The following is a 12530-nucleotide window of genomic DNA, read 5'->3' on the forward strand; positions in this document are numbered from 1 at the left end:
TTGGTAATGATACTAATGAAGAACAGACATATTTTGATCCGCCTGGCACTATTATTCCTGGTTCTCGGTCTCATTGGTGCAACGTCGGTGAGAGCGCAGTTCTATTTTGGAAAAAACAAAGTCCAGTATACGCGTTTTAATTGGCAGCTGATGACTACCGAGCATTTCCGGCTGTATTTCTACGAGACAGAGATGGAGGTAGCCCGGATGGCGGCCCGTTCGGCTGAGGATTCCTACCGTCTTCTCGCAGCCCGGTTCAACCACGAGATCGAGGACAAGATTCCCCTTATAATCTATTCCTCACCCAATTACTTTACGCAGACCAACATTGTCCCAGGGCTTCTGCCGGAGTCGGTGGCGGGATTCACGGAGTTCATGAAGGGAAGAGTTGTCCTGCCGTTTCACGGTTCGTACCACGAATTGGACCATGTTATCCGTCACGAACTAGTCCATGTATTCACCTTCGACAAAATCGACCAGACCGTCCAGCGTCGCAGTCGGATCAAGGTTGCCTACCCACCTTTGTGGTTCACTGAGGGAATAGCCGAGTTCTGGTCGGAAGAGTGGGACAGCGATGCCGACATGTTTGTCAAGGACATGGTCATCAACGAAAGATTGTTCGGAATCCCGGAATTGTATCGCATTCGCGGTACCTATTTCATGTACAAGCTAGGCCAGTCAATCTGCGCCTTCATTGATTCCGCCTATGGTCCCGACAAGCTAATGCTGATATTCGATGAATGGTACAAGGGACGCACGTTCAATGAGATTGTAAAGAATGTGCTTGGTGACGACTTGAAGGAACTCTCCCGTAAATGGGAATACAGCCTGCGAAAGAAATACTACCCCCAACTTGCCGATCTCGGCTTGCCGGATATGGAATCGGATCGTATCACCAGCGACGGCTATTCGGTCAAGGGAGTGCCACTCATGTGGGACGATGGTGACGGCCTGAAGGAATGGGTTGTATTCAAGGCCAATCGCCGGGGGTACTCAGGCATATACATGTCCCCAGCTGAAGGTCCGCGCAAACGCACGGTGCGAACGTTGGTCAAGGGGGAACGCTCATCCGACTTGGAATCACTTTATCTTCTGCGTTCGGGGATAGACGCCCATGCCTCAGGTCAGATCGTATTCTCTTCAAAATCAAAAGAAAAAGATGTCATATATATCTACGACCTGGGCGAAAGCAGCATAGTAGCCCGCTACGAATTTGATTCGCTGGCGGCGACTCGTTCACCACAGTTTTCACCGGATGGTTCGAAAATAGTTTTCTCCGGCGTTCGTCTTAGCGGATTCACCGATATTTACGTTCTGGACCTTTCCTCTGGCAACTACGAGTCGCTCACGGACGACATCTATTATGATATTGATCCTGTATTTGCGGCCGACGGTTCCAGTATTATCTTCGTCTCGGATCGTTGTGTCGAAGGACAGCAAGGGGCTACCAATCTGTATGAGTACGAACTGTCAAGCGGGGCTCTGTCGCAATTGACAAATGGCCCCTATAGCGACCAATCGCCCGACGGAACTGAAGATGGAATCTATTTTTCATCCGACCGCGAAGGCTGTTTCAATTTGTTCTTGCTCGACCACGATGGGTCATTGTCACGCCAGTCCACGTTTGTGACCGGGGCTTTTGATCCGAGGTTGACACCAGATGGAGAGCATCTGGTGTACACTGGATATCAGGACATGTCTTTCCAGATTTACCGGATGGCACTACCGACCGAGCCGGAGACAATCGCTCAAACTTCGCCCGCTTCGCAGCGACTCTGGAAACCTCTGGAGATATCTTCGGAATACTCTCGCGCCTCGATCAAGTACGATACCGATTACTCGCTTGATATTGCTCAGTCGAGCATCGGCTACGATCCGGTCTATGGATCGCTTGGTGGTTTCCAATTGGCAATTTCGGATGTTCTGGGCAATCATGCCTATTATTTACTTCTGGCGAATACGGCCAGCACCAAGGATGAATTCCTGGAGTCATTCAATATCGGAATCACCCACGTCAACCGCGAAAAACGGATTAACTACGGGCTGGGCGCATATCATATCTACGACGAGTATTTCAATGACTATGATGGCTTCTTTGAGGAACGCGAGGCTGGCATCTTCACCCTTCTGAGTTATCCTTTTTCCAAATTCCACCGTATCGATCTGACGAACCTGGCCGCCTACAACAAACGATATCGAAGATACGGCCTGCGCGATCGCGAGGCTTTCCTTGGTACACACTATCTGAGCTGGGTGTATGACAACTCTCTCTGGGATATTTCAGGGCCGATTGAAGGCCGTCGCTACAACTTTACGGTCGGGGCAACCAATCGTCTGGAGACAGGCGAACATTTCAACCGCATGGCGTTAATTGACGTGAGACACTACTTCCGTCTGGGCCGCTACTCCGCTGTAGCCTCCCGGTTATTTGGTTATTCATCCACCGGGATCGATCCGCAACGAATCCATTTCGGCGGCAGCTGGTCGTTTCGAGGGTACGACCGTCGTCGATTCTATGTTCGTAATGTTCTATTCTCCTCGACCGAGCTGAGATTTCCCTTGATCGATCATTTACAGATAGGCTTTCCGTTCGGTGGGTTGGGTTTCAGAGCAATTCGTGGAGCGCTTTTCTTTGATGTCGCTTACGCTTCGGATACGGGTTTCCGTACCTGGAGGTACGATGACTTCCTGGGTTCCTTTGGGGCTGGAGTACGTCTTGCACTCGGTCGCGTGATATTATTGCGATTCGACTACATTCATACGACCGACTTCAACACTATCACGCCAAAGGCTGATTTTGACTTTTTCTTTGGATGGAATTTCTGATGGTCTTATCAAGGATGACAATAGGGGCAGTGTGCACTTTCCTGATACTGGGGCTGCAAGCTTGCTCCCACAACTACCGATTGGCTCAAGACGACCTGGAGCGACATTCTTCCTGGCCGTTCCATCGAGGTGATCTGGCGGCGACAGGGGTAGCTGTTTCCGGCGATTTTGCAGACAAACCTTTTGCGGGCAAACTTGATGTTATCTGGGAACGCCGCGAATCGGGCAAGCCTGCCGGTCCGCTGGCTCTTTCCCACGGTATTCTTGTGTACCCCTCGGCCAAACGACGGATCAAGTTCTTTGAGACTCTCACCGGGAGAAATTTAGGTAAGATCAGGTGTAAGGGTATACCTCAGACGGGGATGGTGATTCAGGACAGTCTGGCCTTCTTCTCTCTCTCACCAAGAAAAAACCAACTCAATTGTATAAATCTCCGCAATGGCAAGACCATCTGGCGTGACCGCGTAAAGGATGCTGCCAGTGGGTCGATAATAGTAAACAACCGGCTTCTGGTCGGTTCGAGAACCGGTCTGCTGATCGCTTATGACCTGAATACCGGTGAGGAGGAGTGGACCTTCCAGACTGAAGGAAGGCTGATTGCTCCTGCCGCCGGTGACCAAGGTGTGGTGTATCAGGGTGATGACCAGGGAGTCTTGTATGCCCTGACGCCTGACAGTGGAAACCTTCGGTTTCAGGTGACGCTCGATGGACCATTAGTCAGCGCCCCGGTGCTGTCGGATCTGTTGATCGTCACTGATGTGATCGGAGGCGTCTATGCCCTCGATTCCGAGACCGGCCAGAAGGTTTGGACGACCAACCTCGATGGTTCCATCTGGGCCGCCCCGGCTGTGTCGGAGGCGAAGGTCTTCATCGGCCTGACGAGCGGCTACCTGGTAGCGCTGAATCTCCAGACCGGCACCGAGTTGTGGCGCTACCGGACCGAAGAGGTTGTTCGGGCCGCGCCGGTTGTGATCGGGAAGAACGTGCTGGTAGGGACTCTGGGCGGGAAGCTGTTCTGTCTCGATGTGATCGACGGTAAGCTACTTGATCAACGTCAGTTGATCGGTGCCATCAGGCAGTGCCCGGTAAGCGACGGCGACCGGGTCTATGTGGCTACCGAATCGGGAATGATTGTTTGCTGCGGAGAAATCAATGAAACACTCGAACAAGCTCTTCACTGAATCCACTCTTGATACTAATCTTAACGAACTAGCCCAGGCTCTGGTGCGGGATTTGTCTATGGCCTGTCGTAAAGTGGCGATCTACGGCCCCAGTCATCCGATGTCATCGAAGGCGGTTGAGAAGCCATTTTTCTCTCTGGACAAGCTCTTCGCATTTGAGAAATCCGTGCTTTTTGGCATTGAGCGAGGGCATCTCTTCGTTTCGAATATCCGCCTCAAGGAATCTGTGTTCACGGAAGAGATTGTTCGTTATATGCAGGTCCTTGGTGTGGACGTTATGTTTTTCAGACAACAGATAACAATGACTGAACTGGCGCGGTTTCTGGATCGATTCGTAAAACGCGTTTCCCGAACTGACCAGAGCCAGGTTTTGAGCACCTACCTGAAACGATCTGGTATCGACACGATTGAAATCAACTCCGAACTGGCTTTCAATTTATTCGAGAATGGCGTCCGGCTTCGGGGCGATGTTGAAGGTGATTTTTCTGTTCGCAATATTGCTCTGCGTCAGTTAGGAGATTCTCCACTGCGTCTGGCACAAATTATGGACGGCGGTGAAGACGGGCTGGAGACACAGTCAATTGATTTTTCCTATGATATTGTGCAGTATCTGATGCCTGAGAAAGTGACTACGCTGGACCCGGACAAAATCAAGAAAGAGATCGTAGCTACCCTTGAGAAACTCAGATCAACTACATCCGACAGCGAGCAGGCAGCTGAAGTCAGGAAACGCTACAGGTCATTGAAGAAGCTATTGGATTTCCATCCGCAACGTGATCAGATCACTACTCAAATCGAGGATTCGATAGGCGACAATCGTTTCATGGCGGATGTGTCGCAGGAAGGTGGCGACCCGGTCTCGGCCATCAAGTTCGAATCTCGGGATCAGATTGACAGAGTGTTGAGAGAATGTCTCAGCAACGATTCGGTCCCTCTCACCACGCAGGAATTAGTGGATGCGTTTGCTCGTTTGATGCGTACCGGCCAGAAGGGAAAAGCGGCCGAGACAATCGAGTTCCTCATGGATTTGCTGGGGTCAACTGATATGCGGGAGCGAGGGCGATCTCTTGATCTTCTGATTGCCCTGGTAGATTCTATACCGGTTCAAAGTGACTCGACTGTATTTGAAAATATGATTTTGCGTATGGGAACGGTGCTAAATTCAGGAGCCGAATCATTTGAATACTCAGAGCTGATCTGGCGCGCAATGGACAAGTGTATCATCTCTCGACGATACGATCTTCTGGCCCGGTTGGCGACTATGGTCGGTGCTCGGCGTCGAGTAGAGGGTGGCGTAATCGTTTATGATTCCATCGTGGTCAAGATAATCATCCAGAACATGAATCGCCCGGAAGTAATATCGGCTCTGATTGATGACCTGATAGCCGGCAATTCCGAGACGACTGGTCACATTCGAGATACGCTGATTGCGATTGGGGACGAACAAGCGGCGGTCGGATTATCTCGAATAATTTCGCACCCGGCGCGGCATATAAGGCAACTAACACTGAGAATCCTTGCCGAATTGGGCAGGGCTACGTTGAATGTGTTTTCGGGTATACTGGCCGATGACTCGTTGTTTGAACGTGACAGCAATCGACATGAACTTCCCGATGTCAAGTGGTATGTCATTCGCAACTCCATTTTCATCCTGGGTCTGTTGGAGGACCAGGAAGGAGTGACTCCATTGCGGTTGCGCATAGGTGACCCTGATGTCCGGGTCCGACGGGAGATTGTCTCCACGCTTGAGAAGATAGGTGGCGAGGATGCCTGCGATATGCTGACTCTTATGGCCGAGGATGCTGACAAGCAAATCCGGGAAAGCGCAGTTGTGGCAGTTGGCTTGATCGGCACCGAGGATTTCGCGCCTATGTTGATTGACGCCATGCGGCGACAACCAGCAATTGCCGTTCGAGGTGTTACTTCTCTGGGACGGATAGGTGGTGAAGGCTCGCGGGAGTTCCTATCACGACTGCTCAAAGACGAAGAGTTACTGGCCGAAATGGCCGAAGGTGGAGCTTCCCGGGATGAACTCCGATTGGCTATTGTAGCTGCTCTTGGACGTATCGGCGACTCTGCTTCGATAGATCGACTCCGGGAGTTCGAAAGTTCAATGTCGGTAGCACAGCGGATGCTAAGACAATCGTCTCTCCATAAGGCAGTCACGGAGATCCTGTCCCGCCACTAACAGGACTCGTTTGCCGGGAGCATAACGCCGTACGGCGGACGAGGTCTCTCAACACCCGTGACCTATCCTTTCTTGCATAATCTCCATAGAATCAAACGGTTTGTCCGCAAGCCGCCACAATGGCAGGCATCTGCCATATGTGCATATTGTTGCTGTCTATATGGCGGTGATGGTGGGCCATTATGGCAGTATTGGTTGTGTCGCTCTTGTGTCCGGATAGCTAAGGCATTGCTAATAAACAGGCTACGCCTGTTGGCACGCTTGTTGATTACATTTAAACCAGATGACAACAGATAACCAAATGGTAAGGAGACCTACGATGAGACACTTAGTAGTAACACCAAACAGAATAGCTCGTGACTTTGACCGCATGTTCAACGGCTTCTTCAATGTTTCGAATCAGGAAGGTGATGCCGACGATGCCTTTGTGCCGCGAGTCAACATTGAAGAGACAAAAGACGATGTTTCTCTGACTTTCGAACTGCCGGGAGTGGAGAAAGACAGCATCAAGGTCATGGTCAAAGACGATGTCCTGACTGTTGAAGGCGAGCGGAAATCCAATCGTGAAGTGAATGACGACGATATCGTTGTTCGACGCGAGATTCGCCTGGGTAAGTTCAGTCGTTCTTTCACTCTGCCGGAAACTGTCGAACCGGATTCGGTCGGAGCTGACTACAACAGCGGCCTTCTGGTAGTCAAGCTGGACAAGAAGGAAGAAGTCAAGCCGCGCAAGATTGAGGTCAAGATCAGCTAAACGTTCAGACTATTGTAGGGCCGGTGTCGACCAGCCCAGCCCTTGTCCGCGAGAAGCCGGTCGCAACCGACCGGCTTTCTTTCTGACACGGATCACAAGAGAGGAGATTTTGGATATGAGTAAGATAATTGGAATTGACCTGGGTACTACCAACAGCGTCGTCGCCGTGATTGAGGCGGGAGAACCGGCTGTGATCAATAATTCCGAAGGCGGTCGCACGACTCCCTCGGTGGTGGCTATCGACAAGAATGGTGAACGTCTGGTAGGCACGGTAGCTAAGCGCCAGGCGGTGAGCAACCCGATGAACACGACTTTTTCGGCTAAACGCCTGCTCGGGCGAACGTTTGATGAAGTGCGGGAGGAGATCAAGAACTACCCCTACAAAGTCACTGCCAATGACAAAGGGGAGCCGGTCATCGAGATGAACGGCAAGCAGTACGCACCAACCGAGATTTCCGGTATGGTGTTGACAAAAATGAAAAAGACAGCCGAGGATTATCTGGGTCATTCGATCAAAGAGGCCGTCATTACTGTCCCGGCATATTTCAATGACCGTCAACGTCAGGCTACTAAAGACGCTGGTCGGATTGCCGGTTTGGAAGTTAAACGAATCATCAACGAGCCGACCGCAGCTGCACTGGCTTACGGTTTGGACAAAAAGAAGACCGGGAAGATAGGAGTCTATGACCTTGGCGGCGGAACGTTTGACATCTCGATTCTGGAACTGGATGACGGTGTTTTCGAGGTCCTCTCCACTAACGGCGACACGCACCTTGGCGGCGACGATTTTGACAAGCGCGTCATCGACTGGCTGGTCGACGAGTTCAAGAAATCGGACGGCATTGATTTGTCGAAAGACCCGATGGCTCTGCAACGTCTAAAGGAAGCGGCCGAAAAGGCCAAAATCGAACTCAGTTCGACTGTACAGACACAGATCAATCTGCCGTTTGTGACGGCTGATCAGTCCGGACCGAAACATCTCAACCTGACTCTCTCACGAGCGAAGTTCGAGCAGTTGGTTGACGACCTGCTTCAGCGTTCGATGACTCCGGTCCAGAAGGCACTCGACGATGCCGGACTCAAGATCAACCAGATTGATGACGTCCTGATGGTTGGTGGGATGACCCGTATGCCGCGCGTGCAGGAACTCGTGAAGAAGTTCTTCGGTCGCGAGCCTAACAAGTCGGTCAATCCGGATGAAGTGGTCGCGGTGGGTGCGGCCATTCAGGGTGGAGTGCTTACCGGCGATGTCGAAGACCTCGTTCTCCTGGACATCACCCCCTTGTCGTTGGGCATCGAAACTCTTGGCGGTGTGACAACCCGCCTGATCGACCGCAACACGACCATCCCGACGAAGAAGTCACAGATATTCTCAACGGCTGGCGACAATCAGCCACAGGTTGATATTCATGTCCTGCAGGGCGAGCGGGAGATGGCGATTGACAACAAAACGATTGGTCGTTTCGCGCTCGATGGTATTTCGCCTGCGCCACGAGGCTTACCGCAAATCGAAGTGTCTTTTGATATTGACGCCAACGGCATCCTCAGTGTGTCGGCCAAAGATATGGCTACCGGTAAAGAGCAGAATATCAAGATTGAGGCTTCTTCGGGACTCAGTGAGCAGGAGATCGAGAAGATGGTCAACGACGCTAAAGCGCACGAAACCGAAGACAAAGAAAAGAAACGTACAATTGATGCTCGCAACCAGGCTGATGCGGCTGTGTTCCAGTCGGAACAACAACTCAAAGAGCATGGCGACAAACTGGGTGCTGACACGAAGACAACAATCGAGACGGCTATGGGCAGAGTCAGAGAAGCTCTCAAAGGCGACAACATCGATGAGATAACATCATCAGCCGAAGCCTTGCAGCAGACCTGGCATGCAGCCTCGCAGGAGATGTATCAGTCGGCTTCAGCCCAGACCGCTGCCCCGGGTGGTAATGGCTGTGGCGAGAACGGCGGAACCTGCGACAATGCCGAGACGACAGTCGACGCCGAGTTTGAGGAAGTGAAGTAGGAAACATGTTTGGATGGTGGGCAGACTTTCCAGTATACCCACCTTCGCTATTCTGTGCCCGGCAGACGCCCTCGTCTGCCGGGAGCAAACCGGCCCAAACAAGTTTGAGCCGGCCACCCGGTCGTCATACTGAGCAAAGTCGAAGCATGACGTGATTCATAACTTGAGGATAAAATGGGACAATGTTCCTGCGTTCAACTAAGACGATGATGGACAGGCCCCCATAAAGTGGGTATAATAGGTGAATTGATATGGGACAAACATACTACGATACCCTGGGTGTGAACGAGAGTGCTTCGGAAGATGAAGTCAAAAGCGCATTCCGCAAGCTGGCCAAAGAACACCACCCCGACCGCAACAAAGGGAACAAAGCGTCTGAGGAGAAATTCAAATCAATCTCCGAAGCGTACGACACCCTCTCTGACAAAAGAAAACGCGAAGAATACGACACCATGCGCAAGTACGGCGCCTTCTCCGGACGCGGTGCTGGTGGTGGCGGATTTCCTGGCGGTGGTCCGGGAGGTTTTGATTTCTCTGATATGTTTCGTCAGGGCAATAGCAGACGTGGCGGTTTTCAGACCTTCCGATCTGGCGGCGGTATGGGAGGTATGAATGGTTTCGAAGACATCCTCTCGCAGTTCTTTGGCGGTGGCGCTGGACAGCAGGGAGATCCGTTTGCGCGACAACGACAGCGCAGGCCACGTCGTGGCCAGAGCTTGACAGCAACGCTCAATATTTCTTTTCTGGAGATGGTCAACGGAACGACCAGAACGCTGCAAATCAATCAGACTAATAAGAAACTAGCGGTGAAGATTCCCCCCGGGATCGTAAGTGGCGGGAAGATTCGTCTGGCCGGACAGGGATTGGTGGGACCGACAGGACAAAACAATGGTGACCTCATAATAACGGTGCATGTAATGCCGGATCAAAATTTCGAGCGCAAAGGGAACGACGTTCACACGAGTGTGTCTATTTCATTCAAAGACGCGATCCTTGGGTCGCAGATTGAGGTGGCGACTCTCACCAAGAAAGTCAACCTTCGCATCCCAGCCGGAACCCAACCGGGCACGAAGATGCGCCTGAAGGGTCAGGGATTGGCAGTCGGGTCAACGGGTGACTTGTATGTGACGATCAATATCGACATCCCCACGACGATTACAGATGAGCAGAGGAAGATTTTGGAGGAGTGGGGGTAGTGGGGGGGATGCGGATAAACCAATGCATATATTGCTTGAGACCGGAAGAGGAGAGCTTCGGAAAGGCTCATATCTTTCCGCGCTCAATGGGAGGGAAGCTATGGCTGGACAATGTCTGCAAGTCTTGCAACAACGCAATAGGCCGTACTATTGAGTCCCATGTCAAGAAGTCTCTGCTGCTTGCAACAGCCATCGCAAACCTTGAGATACAGACTCCTGAGAAGGCCTTCAAACACCTGACTATTAGAGTTCCCAAAACGGAAATACGGCTTGAATTCGACAAGGACAGGCTCAAACCCAAGAGGAAGGTTGACGGGAATCGACACATCGTCGGGGACAAGAAGTTCACGATTGAGAGATTTCTAGCGTGGGTAGACAAAGAGAGGCCGCACTGGCTTGAGTATGTCAGAGAGAAGTTGGCTGAAGGCGAGAAACGAATCAGGATAGCTGGCGACGTATTCGAATTCGTGGATAGCGAGGGCAATCGCGCAGAGTTCGAGGGTGCCCGGTTCCCTGTGGACCTAGTTGCAAAGGTGGCCTTTGAGTCAATGCACTGCCTTGGCTTCCCCACTTCACGGCTTGTTGGATTATTTGGTGCCAGGACTTTTGACGTAGCTATTCAGAGTGATGGCCAGAAGACGATTCAAGTTCGTCAGGACTTTCTTAAGCGAGTTAGCTGTCTGCAGCCCCAGTTGCTTGATGGCAGGAAAGACATCGGGACTGTCAAGTTCAGACCGTTTCATCGTATCGACTGCTATGTCTCAAAAAATGCTATCGCCTATCTGAGGGTTGGGTTTTTCGGCGCGTTGTCTTTCATCGTTGCGATAGGCGACTTGGAAGGATGTGAATTGCACGACCCCTCCGTGACTGGGAAGCCTTATATCTTTCCCACTACGGAACATGACTTGCATCCCCAGGAATCCTACGCACGTCCCGAGGACGTCAAGGATCGCGAAGATCATTTGGCGGACATTCTGTGGAACAAGTTCTCAGACTAGTAACCAAAAACTATCTTCAGTGTCGACAACCCCCTCCCCTAATCCCAAGAACAGGCAATGCCTGCCAAACGAGTTTGTGCCGGGCACCCGGATGCTCAGAAAGTTAGCGGGGATTCTCGAATCTGTCACCCCTGTGAAAACAGGGGTCCAGGCTACGTTTTCTGGCAGGAGCACGGGGCTCCTGCCCTACAATTTATGACTGGATTCCTGCGTCCGCAGGAATGACAGAAACGTAGTTTCTGACCGCTACTTCTTAAACCCGAACTTGATCGCGTCGAACTCGCACGATTTGATACACTCGCCGCAGGATGTACAATCCGGGTGAGCCTTGGTATCCTCATCGAGTAGCTTCTTGATTGTTGGACATGGAGAAGCCTCGATGCATTCGTCGCAATCGGTGCAGAGATCAAAATCGATCCGGATTCTCCCCGGTGCGATTTTCTCAAGGAACCATGTCAACGCTCCAATAGGACAAATGAGATAACAAAACGGTCGGTAGAGCATCAAACTGGCCAGCACCAGAATGGCCATCATGACAATCCAGGCGGCGTCGATGCTCCAATGAAGCAGCTCGAAGAAATTGATCGGTTCGTAGATACTGTAGGCCGAGAATGCTGTCCACATCTGTTCGGTGGCGTCATTCTCCGTATACTCAGCCAGCATCGCGATATGGTCCTTGATCCAGAAGAAGGACAGGATAAACATCGCCAACAGCGTCATACGAATCGTATTGAAAACTGTGAAGTTGAACTGCTTGAAGCGCGGCTTAAATGGAATCTTGTTAACCAAATCCTGTAGTGCCCCCAGCGGGCAGACCCAGCCACAGAACAGTTTGCGCCCGACAAGGCAGGGGATCATAATTGCCAGGAACAAGGCCAGGAACATCGGGTAGAACTCGCCATGGGTGAACTTGAACATAAACAGCTTGGTGACGCCACACATTGGACTGGGATGCAAAGGATAGAAATAGTCCAGCCCGAACAGCACAAACACAACCAGCATACCAACGATCCTGACCCAGACGTTGATCCACTTGCCCATCAGGAGAATCAGGCCGATCATGGCGAAGACTACAAACAACAGATAGTGTGTCGCCTTCAGATGGTCCAGCACACCCGGAATGGTGTCTGCCGGGGGTTGGATCTGCTCCGTCTCTTGAGCGGTTGCCTGTTCGGCGGCTTCCTGGGCGGCTATGGCCTGAGCAATAGAAGCGGAATCATGGGCGTGGTCATGCACAATTTCGGTTGTGTCGATGCTGGCCTCAGCCGCAGTCGGCTCGGCGGTGGACTGAGCCATGACGGGTGAAGCCGCAAACAGCAAAGCCATCAGGCTCAATAGCATAATTGGGATCTTTTGTGTTTTCATCCGTA

Annotated in this window: 8 protein-coding genes; 7 read left to right on the top strand and 1 reads right to left on the bottom strand. The window is 51.7% G+C overall.

What is annotated here, in order from left to right:
* Positions 1–15 precede the first annotated feature (15 nt).
* The 7 genes from KOO62_10885 to KOO62_10915 all read left to right on the top strand — a co-directional run bounded on the left by KOO62_10885 (position 16) and on the right by KOO62_10915 (position 11160).
* On the top strand, positions 16–2826 hold the full coding sequence (locus KOO62_10885) for a hypothetical protein (GenBank protein ID MBU8934497.1): 2811 nt from the start codon (positions 16–18) through the stop codon (positions 2824–2826).
* A complete protein-coding gene (locus KOO62_10890) occupies positions 2826–4007 on the top strand; it encodes a PQQ-binding-like beta-propeller repeat protein (protein MBU8934498.1) in 1182 nt (393 codons plus the stop codon). Before KOO62_10885 ends, KOO62_10890 begins: the two co-directional genes overlap by 1 nt.
* Entirely contained in the window at positions 3979–6195 is a 2217-nt protein-coding gene (locus KOO62_10895) for a HEAT repeat domain-containing protein (protein MBU8934499.1), read from the top strand. The genes KOO62_10890 and KOO62_10895 overlap by 29 nt, the downstream gene beginning before the upstream one ends.
* A 319-nt stretch (positions 6196–6514) precedes the next feature.
* On the top strand, positions 6515–6949 hold the full coding sequence (locus KOO62_10900; protein MBU8934500.1) for an Hsp20/alpha crystallin family protein: 435 nt from the start codon (positions 6515–6517) through the stop codon (positions 6947–6949).
* Positions 6950–7064: 115 nt separating this feature from the next.
* Positions 7065–8966 carry a molecular chaperone DnaK gene (dnaK, locus tag KOO62_10905; GenBank protein MBU8934501.1) on the top strand — a complete coding sequence of 634 codons (1902 nt, stop codon included), beginning with the start codon at positions 7065–7067 and terminating at the stop codon, positions 8964–8966.
* Between the two features lie 251 nt (positions 8967–9217).
* A complete protein-coding gene (locus tag KOO62_10910) occupies positions 9218–10162 on the top strand; it encodes a J domain-containing protein (protein ID MBU8934502.1) in 945 nt (314 codons plus the stop codon).
* A 35-nt stretch (positions 10163–10197) separates the two neighbouring features.
* Positions 10198–11160 (top strand): HNH endonuclease, encoded by a 963-nt coding sequence (locus KOO62_10915; protein MBU8934503.1) that lies wholly within the window; start codon positions 10198–10200, stop codon positions 11158–11160.
* Positions 11161–11406: 246 nt separating this feature from the next.
* On the opposite strand, the gene KOO62_10920 is transcribed toward KOO62_10915, so the two are convergent.
* A complete protein-coding gene (locus KOO62_10920) occupies positions 11407–12525 on the bottom strand; it encodes a 4Fe-4S binding protein (protein ID MBU8934504.1) in 1119 nt (372 codons plus the stop codon).
* Between the last annotated feature and the right edge of the window lie 5 nt (positions 12526–12530).

The sequence above is a fragment of the Candidatus Zixiibacteriota bacterium genome, assembly GCA_019038695.1.
Lineage (GTDB): Bacteria > Zixibacteria > MSB-5A5 > GN15 > FEB-12 > B120-G9.

Excerpts from the sequence above, each read along its gene's own strand:
- KOO62_10885 (MBU8934497.1), top strand. The coding sequence starts at position 16 with ATGAAGAACAGACATATTTTGATCCGCCTGGCACTATTATTCCTGGTT.
- KOO62_10890 (MBU8934498.1), top strand. The coding sequence starts at position 2,826 with ATGGTCTTATCAAGGATGACAATAGGGGCAGTGTGCACTTTCCTGATA.
- KOO62_10895 (MBU8934499.1), top strand. The coding sequence starts at position 3,979 with ATGAAACACTCGAACAAGCTCTTCACTGAATCCACTCTTGATACTAAT.
- KOO62_10900 (MBU8934500.1), top strand. The coding sequence starts at position 6,515 with ATGAGACACTTAGTAGTAACACCAAACAGAATAGCTCGTGACTTTGAC.
- dnaK (MBU8934501.1), top strand. The coding sequence starts at position 7,065 with ATGAGTAAGATAATTGGAATTGACCTGGGTACTACCAACAGCGTCGTC.
- KOO62_10910 (MBU8934502.1), top strand. The coding sequence starts at position 9,218 with ATGGGACAAACATACTACGATACCCTGGGTGTGAACGAGAGTGCTTCG.
- KOO62_10920 (MBU8934504.1), bottom strand. The coding sequence starts at position 12,525 with ATGAAAACACAAAAGATCCCAATTATGCTATTGAGCCTGATGGCTTTG.